The organism is Cellulomonas sp. HD19AZ1, assembly GCF_004535805.1.
Classification (GTDB): domain Bacteria; phylum Actinomycetota; class Actinomycetes; order Actinomycetales; family Cellulomonadaceae; genus Cellulomonas; species Cellulomonas iranensis.
The window spans coordinates 240,806-260,317 of the sequence record NZ_SPHX01000005.1 but is presented as its reverse complement, the minus strand read 5'-3'; the positions used below and the strand labels follow the sequence as shown (position 1 = coordinate 260,317).

Below are 19,512 nucleotides of genomic sequence, written 5' to 3'. Positions count from 1 at the left end.
GCGACCGAGGCGCTCGAGGAGGACCCAGGTCAGCTCCGCGCCGCGCTCTCCTCGTCGAGCACGCGGGCGAGGACGTCGACCAGGTCGTGGCACGCCGCGACCACGGCGTCGATCGTGCGCTCGTGGGCGGCGAGGTCCTCGAGGTGCCCGTCGGCCACGTCCCAGCGCGCGCCCTCGGGCTGCGTCGTTCCCGCGCCGCGCCGCCGCCGGCCCGTCGCGCCGGCGACGTCCGCGTGCCAGGCGATCGCGCGTGCCGCGGGCATGCGGCGCACGAGCTCGCGGGCACCCACGGGTCGCGTGGCGTCGCGGGTCGTCCCCAGCGCGATGCGGGCCACGGGGCCGGCCTCGCGCAGCGTGAACACGCGCGGGCGCGCGGCGGGCAGCAGCGCGATGACGTCGGCGCACACGGTCCGGTCGGCTCCCAGCACGAGGTCCGCCGACCGCAGCTCGGCCGCGGTCACGGCGCGCGCGCCGGTGGTGGGCGGGATCCAGGCCTCGGCCTCGACCCGCGCGCGGACCAGGGAGCACGCGGGGCTGCCGACGGGTGCGTGCGTGCCCGCGGCGACCACCTCGACCCCGTCCCCGAGCGTCGACCGGAGCACCGCGCGCGCGAGCGGCGAGCGGCACACGTTGGCACGGCACACCACCAGGACGCGCAGGGGGCCGTCGGCGCGCGTCACGGCCGGGCGGCGCCGGCGGCGGCGCGAGCGGTGCGGTCCGTCGTCGTCGCGGCCCGGGGGGCCTGCTCCTGCTCGGGGTCGTCCGGTGCGTCCGGTGCGGGACCGTCGGCCGCGTCGGTCCGTGCGCGCCGGTCGTCGGCGTCGGTCGGCGCGGGCTGGTCGCTCACGTCGGTCGGCGCCGGGGAGTCGGCCACGTCGGACGTCGAGCCCGCCGCCGCCTGGTCCGTGGCACGGGGCGCGGCGCCGTCGGCCGCGTCGTCGTCCGCGCGTGCGCCGTCCGCGTGCCGTGCGGGGCCGGGGCCCGTCCGCGTGCGCGGCACGTACGAGTACTCGGCGCGGCGCCGCCGCGTGCGCGGCACGCGGTTGAGGACCGTGCCCAGCAGCCGCGCGCCCGCGTCGTCGAGGGTCTCGGCGGCACGCGCGACGGCCGCGGCGTCGGTGCTGCCGTGCCGCACCACCAGGATCGTGCCGTCGGCGAGGGCGCCGAGCACCGCGCCGTCGACGACGGGCGTGAGGGGCGGCGTGTCGAGGATGACGAAGTCGAAGCGCTCGTGCAGCGCGGCGACCGTCGCCGTCATCGCCTGCGAGCCGAGCAGCGCCGCGGGGTCGGGCGGCAGCGTGCCGGCGGGCAGCACCGTGACGCCGTCCTCCCAGTCGACCAGCACGTCGTCCAGCGGGTACTCCCCGATGAGTGTGTCGGAGAGCCCCACGGAGTCGAGGATGCCGATGTGCTGCGACACCCCCGGCCGGCGCAGGTCGGCGTCGACCAGGCACACCGTGCTGCCGCTCGCGGCGAGCGACGCGGCGAGGTTCACCGCCGTCGAGGTCTTGCCCTCGGCGACCACCGCTGACGAGACCGCGATGACGCGGGGCGGGTGGTCGACGTCGACGAAGCGCAGGCTCGCGCGCAGCGTGCGGAACGACTCCGTGACGGACAGCGAGCGCGTCACGCCCGCGATCGACGGGTCGAGGGGCACCTCGGTCAGGACGCCGGCGCCCGTGACCTGCTTGAGGTGCTCGGCGGTGCGCACGGAACGGTCGAGCTGCTGGCGCGCCGCCGCGAGCCCGAGCCCGACGGCGAGCCCGGCCAGCAGCCCCAGCGCGAGCGCGAGCTTGCGCCGCGGCGACGTCGGCGAGGCGGGCGGCTCGGCCTCCCGCACCACCTGCGCCGAGACCTGCGCACCCGCGGACGACGCCTCGAGGTCCTCGATCGCGGTGCCCAGACGCTCGGACACGGCGTTCGCGATCGCGGCGGACGTCGCCGGGTCCCCGGACTGCGCGGTCACCGAGATGATGAACGAGCCGCTGGGGTTGCTCGCCGTGACGGCGTCCCGCAGCGTCGCGACGTCCGTGCCGAGCCCCAGGTCGGCGATGACGGGCCCCAGCACCCCCGGGCTCCCGACGAGCATCGTGTAGGACTTGAGCCGGCTCATGGTGAACTGCGACGACGCGAAGAGCGACGCGTCGGGCGCGGACGCGTCCGCGAGCGTGATGAACGTCTGCGCGCGGGCCTCGTACACGGGGGTCATGGTCAGCGGCAGGGCGAGCCCGGCGCCGGTGCCCAGCGCGACGCACGCGAGGACGGCGAGCCACCGCGCGCGCAGCAGCTGGACGAAGCGTGCGATCTCCACGAGGGTGTCCGTTCTCGTCGGGTTTCGGAGGTTTTGACTGTACAGGCGGCCTCCCGCGGCGTCCGGGTGATGTCGCTCCGCAGGGCCCCGGCGAGCGGGTGATTCTGTCCGCTTTGCGCCGTATGGGGGCCCGCGTCGGGCACGATGGGCGCGCGACGAGAGGCGGGTGGTGGGCATGAGCGGGGACGTCCCGGTGAGCGTGATCGTGCTGACGCGCAACGAGGAGGCGACGCTCGGCAACAGCCTGCGCCGGCTCGAGCGCTTCGACGACGTGGTCGTCGTGGACTCCGGCAGCACGGACCGCACGGCCGAGATCGCGGTCGAGCACGGCGCGCGCGTCGTGCCGTTCACGTGGGACGGCGGCTACCCCAAGAAGAAGCAGTGGTCGCTCGAGCACGCGGGCGTGCGGCACGACTGGGTGCTGCTCCTCGACGCCGACGAGTTCCCGTCACCCGCGCTGGTCGACGAGATCGCGGCGCTCGTGCGGTCCGGGCGCGTCGACGAGCACGGCGCGTACGACGTCGCCCTGCTGTACCGGTTCGCGGGGCGGTACCTGCGGCACGGCCACCGCGTCACGAAGCGCTCGCTGCTCGACCGGCGGCGGTGCGCGTTCCCCGAGGTCGGCGACCTCGACGCGCCCGGCATCCGGGAGGTCGAGGGCCACTACCAGCCCGAGACCACGGGCACGGTCGGCGCTCTGCGGCACCGCGTCGTGCACGACGACCGCGACCCGGTCGCGAGCTGGTTCGACCGGCACAACCGCTACTCCGACTGGGAGGCGTACCTGCGCCGTCACGCCGCCCTCCGCGCGGACGTGGCCGCGCGCCGCACCGCCAAGGGCGCGCTGTTCGACCGCGTGCCGTTCAAGCCGCTCGCGTTCTTCGTGTACGCGTTCGTCGCGCGCCGCGGGTTCCTCGACGGCCGCGCCGGCTTCGACTACGCCGTCGCGCTCGCGACGTACTACTGGCAGATCGGCGTGAAGGTCCGCGAGCTCGAGCGGGCCGATCAGGCCGTCGCGCGGCGCGCGGGATGAGCCGCGCGCGCGTCGGCGTAGGCGTGCGCCAGCTCGTCGACCACCGCGTCGATCGAGTAGCGCGCCGCCACCAGCGCGTGCGCCGCGCGGGACGCCGCGTCGTTCGCGTCGGCGTCGAGGAGCCGCGCGACGGCCGCGGCGAGCGTCGGGACGTCGTCGCCCACGGCGCCCGCGCCCGCCTCGGCGACGTCCGGCGCGAGGCCGTTCGACGACGTGACGACCGCCGGCACGCCGCACGCCATGGCCTCGAGGACCGAGACCGGGAACGTCTCGCCGACGGACGGCAGGACGTAGACGCTCGCGCGCGCGAGCTCGGCGAGCGCCTCGTCGTGCGGCAGGCCGCCCAGCACGTCGAGGGAGTCGCGCACGCCCAGCTCGTCGGCGACCGCGAGCGTGCGTGCCAGCGCCCCGGAGTCCGAGCCGGCGAGCACGAACCGCGCGCCGGGGTGCTGCGCCAGCACGGCCGGCATGCAGCGCACGAAGTCCTCGGGACGCTTGCGGTCCTGCAGCCGGGCCAGGTACAGCACGCGCGGGGCCTGCGGCAGCGGCCGGCGGGGCTGCAGCTCGACCCCGTTGACCAGGCGTCGTGCGTGCGGCAGCGCGGTGCGCGCGGTCGCGCGGACGTCGTCGCGCTCCTCGTCCGTGAGGTGCAGCAGGACGTCCGCGCGGCGGAGCACGCGGCGCACGACGAGCGCGTCGAAGAACCGCGCGAGCGGCTTGCTGCTCGGGTCCACCATGCCGTGCGTCTGCACGACGAGCGGTGCGCCCGCGGCGAGCGCCACCGCGGCGGCGGGCAGCGTCACGAGGTCGCGCATGAGGTGCACGTGCACCACGTCGGCCCGCCGCACCAGGCGCGGCAGGTCCGCGCCCAGCGCGAGCGACGTGATGCCGCTGACCTCCAGGGCGGGCGCGAGGCGCCGGCGCCGGTAGAGCCGCGCCGGCACGTCCTCGACCGCGTCCGGGAGGTCGTCGAAGCCGTCGGCGAGCGCGACCAGCCGCGCACGGCCGCCGCGCGCGTTGAGGCCGCGCGCGAGGTTGAGCGCCACGCGCGTGGGGCCGCCGAACGCGTTCTCCGGCGTGTGCAGCGTGACGACGTGGAGCACCCGCAGCCCCTCGACGGTCGCGGCGGGGTCGGTCGTCCTGGCGGTCGGCACGTCGGCGTCGCTCCTGCTCGAGGGGGGTGCCGAGCACGGGGTCGCGCCGGCCGCGCGTCACGCTACCGCTCGCCGAGCGGCGCCGGGAGCGCCTCGGCGGGTGAGAGACCGTGAGCGCGGGCTCGTCGCAGGCGGGCGACCTGCGGCAGTGGTGGGCGGCCCCGCTGGTGGTCGTGCTGGGCGGCATGCTCCCCGTCGTCGTCGGGCTGCAGCGCGGCACCGGCGAGCGCGACCTCGCGTTCGTCCTGCAGCTGCTCCTCACGGCGTACGCCGGCACGCGTCTGGCGTTCGTGCTGCTGCGCGGGCTCACGCGCCCGCTGCAGGGGGCGTTCTGGCTGTTCGTGTACACCGCGATGGGGATCGCGCCGCTCGCGCAGCTGGTCATCGGGCAGTTCCCCACGCTGTTCGTCGGCACGCGCGACCACCTGACGACCGCGATCCTGCTCGTGCTGGTCGGGTGCGTCGCCTTCGACGTCGCGGAGCTCGTCGTGGCACGTCGTCGCCCGGCCGCGTCCGGTGCACGCGGCTCGACGGACGCGGACGGCGCGGTCGCGGCGCGCGTGGCGCCGGCCGCGCCGTCGTCCCCCCGCGGCCGCGCCGTGACCGGACCGCCGTCGGACCTGCGGCCCTACCGCCTGCTCGTCGCGGGCTCGGCGGTCGCGCTGCTCGTGAGCGTGGCGCTCGTGGTCCGGCTCGGCGGGCCCGCGACCTTCTTCTCGTCGCGGCAGGCGATCAGCGAGAGCATCGGCGCGGCGGGCCTGGCCGACGCGGGCTCGCAGGTGGGGTCTGCGCTGCTGCGGGGCGGCGGCACGATGCCGGTGCTCGTGATGCTCCTGGCGCTGACGCGGGTGCTGCTGACGGTGCGGCCGGCTCGTCGGTCCGTCGTGCTCGTGGGCACCTGGCTCGCGCTGCTCGGCGCGAACGTCGTCGTCAACAACCCCGTCTCGAACCCGCGCTACTGGGCGCTCACCGTGCTGCTGTCGACCGTGTTCGTGCTGGTCGGTGCGCGGCGCGGCTGGTACCGGACCGTCCTGGTCGGCGGCCTGGTCGCGGCGGTCGTCGTCTTCCCCTACGCCGACCGGTTCCGCTACGACGAGGCGGGGTACCGGCCCCTGGAGTCGCAGTCGGTGCTCACGACCATGGCGATGAAGGACTTCGACCAGATGGTCATGGTCGCCAACACCGTGACGTACACGCAGGTCGGCGAGGGTCACACGGGTGGGCGGCAGCTGCTCGGCGCCGTGCTGTTCTTCGTGCCGCGGCAGGTCTGGCCCGGCAAGGCGCAGGACACCGGGGTCCTGGTGGGCGAGTGGATGGGCACGGTCAACACCAACCTGTCGTCGCCGTGGTGGGCGGAGCTGTGGGTCGACGGCGGCTGGGTCGCGGTCGTCCTCGGGTCGGCGGCGCTGGGCCTCGCCGCGGCGCGCGCGGACCGCCGCTACCTCGTGGCGCTCCGGCGCGCGCGCGTGAGCGACCCGGTCCTCGTCGTCGTGCCCGTGGTCGCCGGGTACGCGTTCATCCTGCTGCGGGGGTCGCTGCTGCAGGCCATGGGGCGGCTCGCGATCCTCGCGGCGTGCGGCCTGGTGCTGGTGCTCTGGGACCGTCAGATGCGGCGCTGGTCGGACGCCGACGAGGCCGCGCCGACGGTCGCCGCGCGCGGCGCCGTGCCGTCGCGGTCGGTGGGCGCGGCGAGGTCGTCCGGCAGGGCCGAGCCCCGCAGCCGTGCGGCGCGCACCCACAGCGCGACGGCCTTGAGCGCCGAGCCGAGCGCGAGGCCCCAGGCCGCGCCGAGCACGCCGCCGACGAGGTAGCCGGCGACGACGAGCACGACGGTCGTGGCCGAGAACACGACCTGGATCGCGAGCGTCGCGCGCGGTGCGACGACGCGCAGCGCGAGGATGCCGGCCGAGCCGAGGGCCATCGCGACGTACTGCGCGGTGGTCGCCGGGAACAGCGCGTGCGCGTGCTGCCACGTGTCGCCCAGCACCTGCCGGCCCACGGACGCGGGCAGCAGCTGCACCGTCAGGCCCCACAGCCCGGCGACCACCGCGAGCGCGCCGCCGAGCCGTGCCGCCGCCCGGACCCGGGCGCGGGCGCCGACCAGCCGCCCGACGTAGGGCGGCCCGAACGACGTCGACGCGGTGAGCAGCACGTTGAGCGGCCCGAACACGGTCGACGCGCCCCGCAGGGCGCCGACGGCCGCGGGGGTGCCGAACGTGCCGAGCCCCAGGACGGTCAGCTGGCTCGAGCCGTTGCCGACGGCGAACTCGGTCGCGAAGCGTCGTCCCAGGTGGTCGCGCGCGACCAGGGCCGCGAACGGGCGCCGGGGCCGGGCGACGCGGCGCGCGAGCAGGGCGAGCGCGACGACCAGCGCGGGGACGTACGCCGCGCCCCAGGCGAGCACCGCGGCGGCGGGCGTCGGGGTGGGCACGAGCGCGAGCACGGCGACGAGCACGGCGACCTTGGTGGCGTCGACCGCGAGCGCGAGGTGCGGCTCGCGCGCGGCCGCGAACGCGTACCGCGCGACCTCGACCGTGAGCAGCACGACGAGCACCGCGCCGAGCGCGGCGAACGTGTGCGCGGTGCCGCCCCCGACGGCGAGCCCCGCCGCGACGGCGGCGGCGCCGAGCGCGAGCGCGACGGCGGCGGTGGCGGCGAGCGCGTCGCCCGCGGCCTGGCGCCGCGCGACCGGGTCGCGCACGAGCACGAGCGGCTGGCCGACGTACGCGGCCACGAGGCCCAGGAGCACGGTGAAGACCACGTACGCGAGCGAGAAGACGGCGAAGGACTCGGCGGGGGAGCGGCGCGCGACCAGCACGAGCAGCGCGATGCTGCCGAGGCTCGACAGGCCCTGGTCGGCGACCGCCGCGACCCCGCCGAGCCGTGCGCGCGCTCCCGCGGCCTCCGTCACGGGCGGGCCCCGGCGAGCCGACGCAGGCCCGCGAACCAGCGGCGCAGCAGCGCGACGACCACGAGGGCCGTGAGCAGCACGACCGTCGCGTACGCCCAGCGGAACGCCGTGCCCGCGCCCCACAGCGCGAACGTCCAGCACAGCACGCCGTAGTCGGCGGGGAGCAGGGCGAGCGCGCGCGCCGTGGACGGCGGGCGGGGGGCCGTGGGCCCGTCGTCGCCGTCCGGGGCGCTGCGGGCCAGCAGCTCGGCGAGCGTGCCGCCGGCGAACCCGACGGTCGCGACGAGCTGCGCCGCGAGCGGCACGAGCAGCCACGCGCCGTCGACGACGTCCCAGCGGGCCCAGCCGACGAGCACCGCGGCGTGCACGAGCACCATCTTCCCGGCGTCGACGACGTGGTCGGTCCACTCGCCGGCGAGCGACCCGGTGCCCGTGAGCCGGGCGACCTGCCCGTCGGCCGAGTCGAGCGCGAAGCCGAGCGCGAGCAGCACGGCGACGCCCGCGCCGAGCGCCACCGACGGCGGCACGAGCGCGAGCAGCAGCGCTGCCGTCGCGGTCACGGCGGCGGAGAGGTAGGTCACGGTCTGGGCGGACAGCCCCAGGTGGACGGCCGCGGCCGCGAGCAGACGACCCCACGGGCGGTTGACGTGCCGCGAGTAGAGGGACACGCCCCGTGCGGACTTCTGCGCGGTCGCGAGGCGGCGCACCACCGACACCTCCATGGGGGTCCTCCCTGCCGTCGTGGTGCGCCGGCGCGGGCGCACCCGTCGAACGTACCGACGCGGGGGTCGCCCGTGCCGCGGCGGACGGGTGATTTTCCACCACAAGGTCCCGCGAAAGGGACAAACATGGCTACTTTGACCCAAACGTCGCGAACGGGGAGGGCTGGATCCATGGCCAAGAAGGCGCTGATCACGGGCATCACGGGCCAGGACGGCTCGTACCTGGCGGAGCTGCTGCTCGAGAAGGGCTACGAGGTGCACGGGCTGGTGCGCCGCGCCTCGACGTTCAACACCGAGCGGATCGACCACCTGTACCAGGACCCGCACGACCCCAGCGCCCGCCTGTTCCTGCACTACGCGGACCTCACGGACGGCACGCGGCTCGCGACCCTGCTCGAGAAGGTCCACCCGGACGAGGTCTACAACCTCGCGGCGCAGTCGCACGTGCGCGTCAGCTTCGACGAGCCCGAGTTCACGGGCCAGACGACGGGCATGGGCTCGACGCGCCTGCTCGAGGCGATCCGGGCGACGGGTGTGCAGACGCGCTTCTACCAGGCGTCGAGCTCGGAGATGTTCGGTGCGACGCCGCCGCCGCAGAACGAGCTCACGCCGTTCTGGCCGCGCTCGCCCTACGGCGCCGCGAAGGTCTACTCGTACTGGATGACCCGCAACTACCGCGAGGCCTACGGCATGTACGCGGTCAACGGGATCCTGTTCAACCACGAGTCGCCGCGGCGCGGCGAGACGTTCGTGACCCGCAAGATCGCGGCGGCGGCCGCGCGGATCGCCGCCGGCAAGCAGGACACGCTCTACCTCGGCAACCTCGACGCCGTGCGTGACTGGGGCTACGCGAAGGAGTACGTCGAGGGCATGTGGCGCATGCTGCAGGCCGACGCGCCCTCGGACTACGTGCTCGCGACCGGCGTCGCCTCGACCGTGCGCGACTTCCTCGGTCACTGCTTCGAGCACGTCGGCCTGGACTGGCAGGACCACGTCGAGTTCGACCCGCGCTACCTGCGGCCCACGGAGGTGGACGCGCTGATCGGCGACGCCTCCAAGGCGGCCGACGAGCTGGGCTGGACGGCGAAGGTCCACACGCCCGAGCTCGCGGCGATCATGACCGAGGCCGAGATCCGCGCGCTGGGTGGGAGCTGACGTGGCCACCACCGTCGACCACGTCGCGGCGGACCGCCGCGAGGTCGGGGCGTCCGGCCTGGGCCGCGTGTGCCTCGTCGGCATCAACTACGCGCCCGAGACCACGGGGATCGCGCCGTACACGACCGCGATGGCCCGCGCGTGGGCCGACGCGGGTGCCGTCGTCGACGTCGTCACGGGAGTGCCCCACTACCCGGCCTGGCGCGTCGAGGACGAGCGGTACGCCCGCGGGCGGTCCTGGCACGAGCGCGACGGCGCGGTGGCGCTGCACCGCGTCCGGCACCACGTCCCCGCGTCCGCGGACCTGCGCGGACGCGCGCGCATGGAGGCGTCGTTCCTGCGGCGCGCGACGCCGCTCGTGCGGCGCAGCGCCGCGGGCGTCGTCGTGGCCGTGACGCCGTCGATGTCGGCGCTGGCCGCGGCGGTCACGGGGGCGCGCGGCCGGCCCGTGGGCGTCGTCGTGCAGGACCTCACCGGGCGCGGCGCGCAGGAGTCCGGCTCGACCGGCGGGGCCGCGGCGTCGCTCATCGGCCGCGCCGAGGTCGCGCTGCTGCGGCGGTGCGCCGCGGTCGGCGTCATCACGCCGCAGTTCGGCGCGACCCTCACGGCCGCCGGCGTGCCGGCCGACCGGATCGTCGAGGTCGGCAACTTCACGCATGTGCGTCCCAGCGCGGCCACCCGTGACGAGGCGTGCGCGCGGCTCGGCTGGGACCCGTCGGTGTTCCGTGTCGTCCACACGGGCAACATGGGGCGCAAGCAGGGGCTCGAGCACGTCGTCGAGGCCGCGCTGCTGGCGGCGGCGCGCGGCGTGACGGGGGTCGAGCTCGTGCTCGTGGGCTCGGGCAACTGCCGCGACGAGCTCGTGGCGGCGGCCGCCGGCCTGCCGACGGTCCGCGTCCTGGACCCCGTCGACGCCGAGCGGTACCCGCTCGTGCTGGCCGCGGCCGACGTGCTGCTGCTGCACGAGCGTCCGGGCGTGCGCGAGATGTGCCTGCCGAGCAAGCTCACGAGCTACACCGCGGCCGGGCGCCCGGTGCTCGCCGCGGTCGAGCGCGAGGGGATCGCGGGTCGCCAGCTCGTCGCGGCGGACGCCGCGCTCGTCGTGCCGCCGGGCGACGCCGACGCGCTGCTGGCCGCCGTCGAGCGGCTCCGGGCCGACCGTGGGCTGCGCGACCGGCTGGCCGCCGCGGCGCGCCGGCTCGGCGAGGAGACCTACGGCGAGCCCGCGGCACGCGCGCGCTACGTCGGGCTGCTGCGCGGCCTGGTGGCCCGCACGGGCGCGGGGGTCGCGGCGTGAGCCGCGGCGACGGCGCCCGCGTCGGGTACGCGGCCGGGGCGTTCGACCTCTTCCACGTGGGGCACCTCAACCTGCTGCGGCACGCCAAGGCGCGGTGCGACCACCTGATCGCGGGCGTCGTGGCCGACGAGGTGCTCGAGATCACCAAGGGGCGCCGGCCCGTCGTCCCGCTGGTCGAGCGCGCCGAGATCGTGTCCCACATCTCCTTCGTCGACGAGGTCCACCACGAGGTGCTCCTCGACAAGCTCGACACGTGGCGCGAGCTGCGGTTCGACGTCTTCTTCAAGGGCGACGACTGGCGCGGCACGCCGAAGGGCGAGGAGCTCGAGCGGCGGTTCGCGCGGGTCGGCGTCGAGGTCGTGTACTTCCCGTACACGGTCCACACGTCGAGCACGATCCTGCGGGCGGCGCTCGCGGAGCTGGAGCGACCCGCGGTGTGAGCCGCGGTGCCGACGGGCGGCGTGGCCGCCCGCGCTCGCCCCCGGGGCCCGTGCCCCCCACGGCCCCGGGGGCGGTGTCGGCGGGCGTCCGTAGAATCGTGCACCGACCCCGGTCCCGCGCGGATCCGGGGCTCGCGTGCTGCCGTCGCCGCCCGCCACCCCGCACGAAGGACCCCCGATGGACCTGACCGGCCTCCTGCCCGCCCTGCTCGCCGACCCCGCGGCCGCCGAGGCCGTCGCGTCCGTCCGTGCGCGCGGCGAGCTCGACGTCGTCGGTCCCGCGGGCGTGCGTCCCCCGCTCCTCGCCGCGCTCGCGGGCGCGCACCCGACGACCGGTCCCGCGCCCGACCCCGCCGCGGTGCGTCCGCTGGTCGTCGTCACCGCGACGGGCCGCGACGCCGACGAGCTCGCGGGCGCGCTGCGCTGCTACCTCCCGGACGACGACGTCGCGGTGCTGCCGAGCTGGGAGACCCTGCCGCACGAGCGGCTCAGCCCGCGCGCCGACACGGTCGCGCGGCGGCTCGCGGTGTTCCGCCGCCTCGCGCACCCCGACCCCGAGCCCGGGCCCGCCGGACCGGTCCGCGTCCTGGTCATGCCCGTGCGCGCGCTGCTCCAGCCGGTCGTCGACGGCCTGGGCGAGCTGCGCCCCGTCGAGATCCGCACGGGCGACCGCGTCGACCTCGACGACGTCGCGCAGCGCCTCGTCGACGCCGCGTACGCGCGCGTCGACATGGTCGAGCGGCGCGGCGAGTTCGCCGTGCGCGGCGGCATCCTCGACGTCTTCCCGCCCACCGAGGACCACCCGCTGCGGATCGAGCTGTGGGGCGAGGACGTCGAGGAGATCCGCTGGTTCTCGGTCGCCGACCAGCGCTCGCTCGAGGTCGCCGACCACGGCCTGTGGGCGCCGCCGTGCCGCGAGATCCTGCTCACCGACGACGTGCGCGAGCGCGCCGCCGCGCTGCGCGAGCGCCTGCCCGGTGCGCTCGACATGCTCGACAAGCTCGCCGAGGGCATCGCGGTCGAGGGCATGGAGTCGCTCGCGCCCGCGCTCGTCGAGCGCATGGTCCCCGTGCTCGACCTCGTGCCGGACGCGTCGCTGCTCGTGCTCGTCGACCCCGAGCGCGTGCGGCGCCGCGCGCACGACCTGGTGGCCACGACGCAGGAGTTCCTCGAGGCCGCGTGGACGTCGGCCGCCGCCGGCGCCGCGACGCCGCTCGACCTGTCGGCCGCGTCGTTCGCCTCGTTCGCCGAGGTCCGCGCGCTCGCCGCGGTGCGCGGCCTGGGCTGGTGGACGCTGTCGGGCTTCACTCTCGACGCCGACGCGGTCACGGGCGACGACGCGACGGGCCACGACGACGCGCCGCACGACGCACCCACCGCCGCGCCCGACGCGCGGACGCTCGTGGTCGCGGCGCGCGAGGTCGAGCGGTACCGCGGCGAGGTCGCGCGCGCCGTGTCGGACGTGCGGCGCCTGCAGCAGGACGGCTGGCGGCTCGTGCTCGCGACCGAGGGGCACGGCCCGGCGCAGCGCATGGTCGAGCAGCTGCGGTCCGCCGACGTGCCCGCGCGGCTCGTCGCGACCCTCGACGACGAGCCCGAGGGCGGCGTCGTGCTCGTCGTCCCCGCCCCCGCGGGCCCCGGTTTCGTGCACGAGCAGCTGCGCGTCGCGCTGTTCAGCGAGTCCGACCTCACGGGCCGCGCCGGCTCGAGCACGCGCGACATGCGGCGCATGCCGAGCCGTCGTCGCAACGTCGTGGACCCGCTGCAGCTGCGGCCGGGCGACTTCGTCGTGCACGAGCAGCACGGCGTCGGGCGGTTCGTCGAGCTCGTGCAGCGCACGATCGGCACGGGTGCGAGCGCGGCGACGCGCGAGTACCTGGTCGTCGAGTACGCGTCGTCGAAGCGCGGGCAGCCCGGCGACCGGCTGTTCGTGCCGACCGACCAGCTCGACCAGGTGACGAAGTACGTGGGCGGCGAGGCCCCGTCGCTCAACCGCATGGGCGGGTCCGACTGGCAGAAGACCAAGGGCCGCGCGCGCAAGGCCGTCAAGGAGATCGCGGCCGAGCTCATCCGGCTGTACTCGGCGCGGATGGCCACGCCCGGGCACGCGTTCGCCCCGGACACGCCGTGGCAGCGCGAGCTCGAGGACGCGTTCGCGTACGTCGAGACGCCCGACCAGCTCGCGACGATCGACGAGGTCAAGGCCGACATGGAGAAGACGGTCCCCATGGACCGGCTGATCTGCGGCGACGTCGGCTACGGCAAGACCGAGATCGCGGTGCGGGCGGCGTTCAAGGCCGTGCAGGACGGCAAGCAGGTCGCGGTCCTGGTGCCGACGACCCTGCTGGTCCAGCAGCACTACGACACGTTCGCCGAGCGCTACGCGCCGTACCCGGTGACGGTCAAGGCGCTGTCGCGCTTCCAGACGCCGAAGGAGTCCAAGGAGGTCGTCGAGGGGCTGTCGGACGGGTCCGTCGACGTCGTCATCGGCACGCACCGGCTCCTCACGGGCGAGGTGCGGTTCAAGGACCTCGGCCTGGTCATCATCGACGAGGAGCAGCGGTTCGGCGTCGAGCACAAGGAGACGCTCAAGGCGCTGCGCGCCAACGTCGACGTGCTCGCGATGAGCGCGACGCCGATCCCGCGCACGCTCGAGATGGCGGTCACCGGCATCCGCGAGATGTCGACGCTGGCGACGCCGCCCGAGGAGCGGCACCCCGTGCTGACGTTCGTCGGCCCGTACGAGGAGAAGCAGATCTCCGCGGCGATCCGCCGCGAGCTGCTGCGCGAGGGCCAGGTCTTCTACGTGCACAACAAGGTCGAGTCGATCGAGCGCACCGCGTCGCGGCTCAACGAGCTCGTGCCCGAGGCCCGCGTCGCGGTCGCGCACGGCAAGATGGGCGAGCACCAGCTCGAGCAGGTGATCGTCGACTTCTGGGAGAAGAGGTTCGACGTGCTGGTCTGCACGACCATCGTGGAGACGGGGCTCGACATCTCGAACGCGAACACCCTGATCCTCGAGCGCGCGGACCGGCTGGGGCTGTCGCAGCTGCACCAGCTGCGCGGGCGCGTGGGGCGCGGCCGCGAGCGCGCGTACGCGTACTTCCTGTACCCGCCCGAGGTGCCGCTCACCGAGACCGCGCACGACCGGCTCCAGACCATCGCGGCGCACACCGACCTCGGTGCCGGCATGGCCGTCGCCATGAAGGACCTCGAGATCCGCGGCGCGGGCAACCTGCTGGGTGGCGAGCAGTCGGGCCACATCGAGGGCGTCGGGTTCGACCTGTACGTGCGGATGGTCGGCGAGGCGGTCGCGTCGTTCCGCGGCGAGGAGGCCGAGGAGCAGCCCGACGTCACGATCGAGCTGCCGGTCGACGCGCACATCCCGCACGACTACATCGCGCACGAGCGGCTGCGCCTCGAGGCGTACCGCAAGATCGCCGCGGCGCTCGACGAGACGACGCTCCGCGAGGTCCGCGCCGAGCTCACGGACAGGTACGGGGCCGTGCCGCCGGCGGTCGACAACCTCTTCGAGGTCGCGCAGTTCCGGCTGCACGTGCGGGCCGCGGGCATCGCGGACGTCACCGCCCAGGGCAGGTTCGTGCGGTTCGCGCCGGTCGAGCTGCCCGAGTCGGCGCAGCTGCGGCTCAAGCGGCTGTACCCCGGGTCGGTCGTCAAGCCCGCGGTGCGCACGGTCCTCGTCCCGTTCCCCACGACCGCGCGCATCGGCGGCAAGCCGTTGCACGGCCGCGAGGTCATGACGTGGGCGCGGCAGTTCATCGACGCGGTCGTGCGCGGCGACGTGTCGGTCGCGGCGTCGGTCGGCACGACCGGGCGCTGACGTGCGTGCCGCGCCCGCGGCGCGGCGCGCACGTCGTTCGGGCCTACGATGTCGGGCGACACCCACGGAACGTGAGCGGGAGGCCCTGGTGGCGGTGCGACGGACGCGAGGACGCGGACGGCTGATGGCGGGCACGGTGGCGGCGGTGGCGCTGCTCGCGGGGTGCTCGGGGCAGCCCGGGGCCGCGGCGGTCGTGGACGGGCGGACGATCTCGACCGCCGAGCTCGCGCGGGCGGACGAGGAGCTCAAGCCGATCTTCCAGGGCGCGGGCACCAACGACGTGCTCGGCGTGCTCATCAACGAGACGTTCGCGACCGAGGTCGCGGCCGAGCGGGGCGTCGGGGTGAGCGACGAGCAGGCGCTGGACCTGCTGCGCTCGGTGACCGAGCAGGCCCTCGGTGCGGAGGCCGCGGCCGACGCCGAGTTCGGCGAGGGCGCCCTGGCCGTCGCGCGGTACTCGCTCGCGGTCACCGGGCTGCGGGACGTGCCCGACGCGCAGGACGCGATGCTCGAGTACCAGGAGAAGATCTCGGCCGCCGACGTCGAGGTGAACCCCCGGTTCGGCGACTACACGCCCGAGACCGGGGTCACGGCGCCGGTCGCGCCGTCGTGGATCGTGCCCGAGGGCGGCCGCGACGCCGCCGCGGTGCCGGAGGACGGCAGCACGCCGGCTCCGACGCCCGCGCCGTGACCGTCGACACGGCGCCGCCCGAGGGCGACGCCGTGCGGTCCGTCGGCTCGGCCCGCTCGAGCGCCGCGCAGGTCGAGGCGCTCGAGCGCGTCGTCGCGCTCATGGACCGCCTGCGCTCGCCGGGCGGCTGCCCCTGGGTGGGGGCGCAGACGCACGCGACGCTGCAGCAGTTCGTGGTCGACGAGGCGCACGAGCTGGTCGAGGCCGTCGAGACGGGTGACCGTGCGGGGCTGCGCGAGGAGCTCGGCGACGTGCTGCAGCAGGTGCTGTTCCACGCGCGCGTCGCGGCCGAGCACCCCGACGACCCGTTCGACCTCGCCGACGTCGCGGACGGGCTCGCGGCCAAGCTGGTCCGGCGGCACCCGCACGTGTTCGCGCCCGACGGGTCCGACCTGCCGGACGCGGGCCTCGACGTGGCGGCCGTGCACGACGCGTACGAGCGGCTCAAGCGCGAGGAGAAGGTGACGCGCGCGTCGGCGCTGGACGGCGTGCCGCCGTCGCTCGGCGCGCTGTCCCGCGCCGAGAAGCTCGTGGCTCGCGCCGACCGTGCGGGCCTGCTCGCGGCCGCCCCGCTGCCGCCCGCGGCACCGGACGGGGCCGCCGCCCGCGACGTGCCGCCGCTCGACGACCGGGGGCTGGGGGAGCGGCTGCTCGCGCTCGTCGCCGCCGCGCACCGCGACGGGCTGGACGCCGAGGGTGCGTTGCGGCGCGCGACCGCCGCGTGGGAGTCGTCGGCGCGTTCCGCCGAGGCCTCCGCCTGACGCGTCGGCACCGGCGCCCGGGGGACCGGGCGTGCCCCGGGCGCCGGCCATGTCTCGGGTGGTGAGACGACGGGGCGGGTCGTGGGCCCTCGGTGGCCGCGCCCGCAGGTAGAGAGCGCATTCCGGGCCAAAGGTCCGAGCCTGTCCGCGCCGCGTCCGACCAGGATGGGCGCGTGAGCGGGACCCACGTCCCGCCCCGGTCACCGTCGAAGGAGAGCACGCATGAGGATCGGCGTCCCGCGCGAGCAGCGCCCGGGGGAGCGGCTCGTCGCCGCGACGCCCCGGACCGTCGCCAAGCTCCGCGACCTGGGCTACGAGGTCGTCGTCGAGCGGGACGCGGGCGCGGCCGCGACGTTCACGGACGAGGCGTACGAGGCCGCCGGCGCGCGGGTCGCGGACCGCGAGGAGGTCCTGGCCAGCGACGTCGTCACGGCGGTCCACCTGCCGTCGGACGTCGGGGCTATGCGCGCGGGCGCGACGCTCGTCGCGACCATGGCGCCGTTCGCCGACCCCGACCTGCCCGCGCGGCTCGCCGCGCACGGCGTCACGGCGCTCGCGCTCGACGCCGTGCCGCGCATCTCCCGCGCGCAGGCCCTCGACGTGCTCTCGACGCTCTCGAACGTCGCCGGGTACCGCGCGGTCATCGAGGCCGCCGAGGAGTTCGGCGGCATGTTCACCGGGCAGGTCACGGCCGCCGGCAAGACCCCGCCCGCGAACGTGTTCGTCATCGGCGCGGGCGTCGCGGGCCTCGCGGCCCTCGGCACCGCGAGCAGCCTCGGCGCGCAGGTCCGCGCGTTCGACGTGCGACCCGAGGTCGGCGAGCAGATCGAGTCGATGGGCGCGACGTTCGTGCAGGCCGAGGGCGCGAGCCAGGAGGTCTCGACCGACGGCTACGCGCGCGAGCTCACGGCCGAGCAGGAGCGCCTCACGGCGCAGATGTACGCCGAGCAGACCGCGTGGGCCAACGTCGTCGTCACCACGGCGCTGGTCCGCGGGCAGGCGCCGCGCACCATCACCAAGGAGATGGTCGCCGCGATGGCGCCCGGGTCAGTGATCGTCGACCTCGCGGCGTCCGGCGGCGGCAACTGCGAGCTCACCGTGCCGGGCGAGCGCGTGGTGTCCGACAACGGCGTGGTCGTGCTCGGCTGGACCGACCTGCCGAGCCGCATGCCGCAGCACACGTCGCAGCTGTTCGGCACGAACGTCGTGCACCTGCTCGCGCTGCTCACGCCCGGCAAGGACGGCGAGCTCGTGCTCGACCTCGACGACCCCGTGCAGCGCGGCATGACGGTGACCACGGGCGGCGACGTCATGTGGCCGCCGCCGCCCGTCGCGGTCTCCGCCGCCCCGGCCGCCACCCCGGCCGCCCCGGTCGAGACGCCCGAGGATCTCGCGGCGAAGAAGGCCGCCGCGCAGGCCGCAGCGCAGCGGCGGCAGCGCCGCAACGGCGTGCTCGCGGGGCTCGGCGCGGTGCTCACGGCCGTCGCGCTGACGGCCGCCCCCGCGTCGTTCCTCAGCCACGCGACGGTCTTCGCGCTCGCGGTGGTGGTCGGCTACTACGTCATCTCGAACGTCAGCCACTCGCTGCACACGCCGCTCATGGCCACGACCAACGCCATCAGCGGGATCATCCTGGTCGGCGCGCTGCTGCAGATCGGGCACGAGTCGTGGGTGGTCAGCACGCTCGCGTTCGTGGCGGCGACGGTCGCGGCGATCAACATCTTCGGCGGGTTCCTCGTCGCGTTCCGCATGATCCACATGTTCCGGAAGGAGGCGTGACGGTCGTGCTCACGTCGCTGGCCCAGGCCGTCTACCTCATCGCCGCCATCCTGTTCGTGCTGTCCCTCGCGGGGCTCAGCAAGCAGGAGACCGCGCGGCGCGGCAACCTCTACGGCATGGCGGGCATGGGGCTCGCGCTGCTCGCCACGGTCGCGCTCGCGGCCGACCGCTCGCAGCGGCCCGTCGCCGTCACGCTCCTGCTCATCGCGATGGCGCTGACGCTCGGGGCGGTCGTCGGCACCGCACGCGCACGCCGCGTCGAGATGACGCAGATGCCCGAGATGATCGCGGTGCTGCACTCGTTCGTCGGCCTCGCGGCCGTGCTCGTCGGCTACAACTCGTACCTCACCGAGGCCCCCGACGCGCTGCACCTGGTCGAGGTGTTCCTCGGCGTGCTCATCGGCGCCGTGACGTTCACCGGCTCGGTCGTCGCGTTCCTCAAGCTGTCGGCGCGCATGAAGAGCGCACCGCTCATGCTGCCGGGTCGCAACGCGCTCAACCTCGGTGCGCTCGTCGCGTCCGCGGGGCTCCTCGCGTGGTTCCTCGCGTCGCCCTCGCTGCTGCCGCTCGTGCTCATGACCGTCGTCGCGCTCGCGCTCGGCTGGCACCTCGTCGCCTCGATCGGCGGGGGTGACATGCCGGTCGTCGTGTCGATGCTCAACTCGTACTCGGGCTGGGCGGCCGCGGCCGCGGGCTTCATGCTGAGCAACGACCTGCTGATCGTCGTCGGTGCGCTCGTCGGGTCCTCGGGCGCGATCCTGTCCTTCATCATGTGCACGGCCATGAACCGGTCGTTCGTGTCCGTCATCCTCGGCGGCTTCGGCGCCGAGGGCGGCACCGTGGCGGCGGTGGACCGGGACTACGGCGAGCACCGTGAGGTCAGCGCCGGCGAGGTCGCCGAGATGCTGCGCGAGGCGCGCAGCGTCGTCATCGCCCCCGGGTACGGCATGGCCGTCGCCAAGGCGCAGTACCCGGTGGCCGACCTCGTCGCCAAGCTGCGCGCGCAGGGCACCGACGTGCGGTTCGCCGTCCACCCCGTCGCCGGCCGCCTGCCCGGGCACATGAACGTGCTGCTGGCCGAGGCCAAGGTGCCGTACGACATCGTGCTCGAGATGGACGAGATCAACGACGACTTCGGCGACGTCGACGTCGTCCTCGTGATCGGCGCGAACGACACCGTCAACCCGGCCGCGCTCGACGACCCGTCGTCGCCCATCGCGGGCATGCCGGTGCTCGAGGTGTGGAAGGCCAAGCAGGTGGTCGTGTTCAAGCGGTCGATGGCCACGGGCTACGCGGGCGTGCAGAACCCGCTGTTCTTCCGCGAGAACACCGCGATGCTCTTCGGCGACGCGAAGGACCAGGTCGAGCAGATCGTCGCGCCGCTCGCCGTCGGCTGACGCACGGCGCGGACGCGCAC

At 75.5% G+C, this 19,512-nt stretch carries 14 protein-coding genes; 10 read left to right on the top strand and 4 right to left on the bottom strand.

Features of this window, described 5'->3' with window-relative positions; genetic code table 11:
• Window positions 1-29: 29 nt before the first annotated feature.
• Together E4A51_RS12290 and E4A51_RS12285 are read right to left on the bottom strand one after the other, a co-directional pair.
• On the bottom strand, window positions 30-680 hold the full coding sequence (locus E4A51_RS12290) for a hypothetical protein (protein WP_134851905.1): 651 nt from the start codon (window positions 678-680) through the stop codon (window positions 30-32).
• Window positions 677-2,311 carry a polysaccharide biosynthesis tyrosine autokinase gene (locus E4A51_RS12285; protein ID WP_167748905.1) on the bottom strand — a complete coding sequence of 545 codons (1,635 nt, stop codon included), beginning with the start codon at window positions 2,309-2,311 and terminating at the stop codon, window positions 677-679. The genes E4A51_RS12290 and E4A51_RS12285 overlap by 4 nt, the downstream gene beginning before the upstream one ends.
• 175 nt (window positions 2,312-2,486) lie before the next feature.
• On the opposite strand from E4A51_RS12285, the gene E4A51_RS12280 reads away from it, so the two are divergent.
• On the top strand, window positions 2,487-3,344 hold the full coding sequence (locus E4A51_RS12280; RefSeq protein WP_070319702.1) for a glycosyltransferase family 2 protein: 858 nt from the start codon (window positions 2,487-2,489) through the stop codon (window positions 3,342-3,344).
• Here E4A51_RS12280 and E4A51_RS12275 read toward each other — a convergent pair.
• On the bottom strand, window positions 3,317-4,498 hold the full coding sequence (locus E4A51_RS12275) for a glycosyltransferase (protein WP_206120044.1): 1,182 nt from the start codon (window positions 4,496-4,498) through the stop codon (window positions 3,317-3,319). The genes E4A51_RS12280 and E4A51_RS12275 overlap by 28 nt on opposite strands.
• Before the next feature lie 110 nt (window positions 4,499-4,608).
• Between E4A51_RS12275 and E4A51_RS12270 the strand changes: the two genes are divergently transcribed.
• Complete coding sequence (locus tag E4A51_RS12270) at window positions 4,609-6,309, top strand: hypothetical protein (RefSeq protein ID WP_206120042.1); 1,701 nt, start codon at window positions 4,609-4,611, stop codon at window positions 6,307-6,309.
• Window positions 6,310-7,405: 1,096 nt separating this feature from the next.
• Here E4A51_RS12270 and E4A51_RS12260 read toward each other — a convergent pair.
• Window positions 7,406-8,131 (bottom strand): CDP-alcohol phosphatidyltransferase family protein, encoded by a 726-nt coding sequence (locus E4A51_RS12260; RefSeq protein WP_070319681.1) that lies wholly within the window; start codon window positions 8,129-8,131, stop codon window positions 7,406-7,408.
• A 171-nt stretch (window positions 8,132-8,302) separates the two neighbouring features.
• Here E4A51_RS12260 and gmd point away from each other — a divergent pair, with 171 nt between their 5' ends.
• The 8 genes from gmd (at window position 8,303) to pntB (ending at window position 19,492) form a co-directional block, all read left to right on the top strand.
• Window positions 8,303-9,286, top strand: coding sequence for a GDP-mannose 4,6-dehydratase (gene gmd, locus E4A51_RS12255; RefSeq protein WP_134851903.1), 984 nt, complete (start codon window positions 8,303-8,305; stop codon window positions 9,284-9,286).
• Between the two features lies 1 nt (window position 9,287).
• Window positions 9,288-10,583 carry a glycosyltransferase family 4 protein gene (locus E4A51_RS12250; protein ID WP_240696459.1) on the top strand — a complete coding sequence of 432 codons (1,296 nt, stop codon included), beginning with the start codon at window positions 9,288-9,290 and terminating at the stop codon, window positions 10,581-10,583.
• Complete coding sequence (locus E4A51_RS12245; protein ID WP_087508932.1) at window positions 10,580-11,023, top strand: adenylyltransferase/cytidyltransferase family protein; 444 nt, start codon at window positions 10,580-10,582, stop codon at window positions 11,021-11,023. The genes E4A51_RS12250 and E4A51_RS12245 overlap by 4 nt, the downstream gene beginning before the upstream one ends.
• A 178-nt stretch (window positions 11,024-11,201) precedes the next feature.
• On the top strand, window positions 11,202-14,864 hold the full coding sequence (gene mfd / locus E4A51_RS12240) for a transcription-repair coupling factor (protein ID WP_134851902.1): 3,663 nt from the start codon (window positions 11,202-11,204) through the stop codon (window positions 14,862-14,864).
• Window positions 14,865-14,988: 124 nt separating this feature from the next.
• Window positions 14,989-15,555 (top strand): hypothetical protein, encoded by a 567-nt coding sequence (locus tag E4A51_RS12235; RefSeq protein ID WP_134851901.1) that lies wholly within the window; start codon window positions 14,989-14,991, stop codon window positions 15,553-15,555.
• Complete coding sequence (locus E4A51_RS12230) at window positions 15,552-16,316, top strand: MazG nucleotide pyrophosphohydrolase domain-containing protein (RefSeq protein WP_240696458.1); 765 nt, start codon at window positions 15,552-15,554, stop codon at window positions 16,314-16,316. The genes E4A51_RS12235 and E4A51_RS12230 overlap by 4 nt, the downstream gene beginning before the upstream one ends.
• Window positions 16,317-16,538: 222 nt before the next feature.
• Entirely contained in the window at window positions 16,539-18,095 is a 1,557-nt protein-coding gene (locus tag E4A51_RS12225; RefSeq protein ID WP_134851900.1) for a Re/Si-specific NAD(P)(+) transhydrogenase subunit alpha, read from the top strand.
• A 5-nt stretch (window positions 18,096-18,100) separates the two neighbouring features.
• Entirely contained in the window at window positions 18,101-19,492 is a 1,392-nt protein-coding gene (gene pntB, locus E4A51_RS12220) for a Re/Si-specific NAD(P)(+) transhydrogenase subunit beta (protein ID WP_070319699.1), read from the top strand.
• Window positions 19,493-19,512: the final 20 nt, after the last annotated feature.

What these genes read in the sequence shown, in the direction of transcription:
- E4A51_RS12280 (WP_070319702.1), top strand. Translation starts at nt 2,487, where the DNA reads ATGAGCGGGGACGTCCCGGTGAGCGTGATCGTGCTGACGCGCAACGAG.
- E4A51_RS12260 (WP_070319681.1), bottom strand. Translation starts at nt 8,131, where the DNA reads ATGGAGGTGTCGGTGGTGCGCCGCCTCGCGACCGCGCAGAAGTCCGCA.
- gmd (WP_134851903.1), top strand. Translation starts at nt 8,303, where the DNA reads ATGGCCAAGAAGGCGCTGATCACGGGCATCACGGGCCAGGACGGCTCG.
- mfd (WP_134851902.1), top strand. Translation starts at nt 11,202, where the DNA reads ATGGACCTGACCGGCCTCCTGCCCGCCCTGCTCGCCGACCCCGCGGCC.
- E4A51_RS12235 (WP_134851901.1), top strand. Translation starts at nt 14,989, where the DNA reads ATGGCGGGCACGGTGGCGGCGGTGGCGCTGCTCGCGGGGTGCTCGGGG.
- E4A51_RS12225 (WP_134851900.1), top strand. Translation starts at nt 16,539, where the DNA reads ATGAGGATCGGCGTCCCGCGCGAGCAGCGCCCGGGGGAGCGGCTCGTC.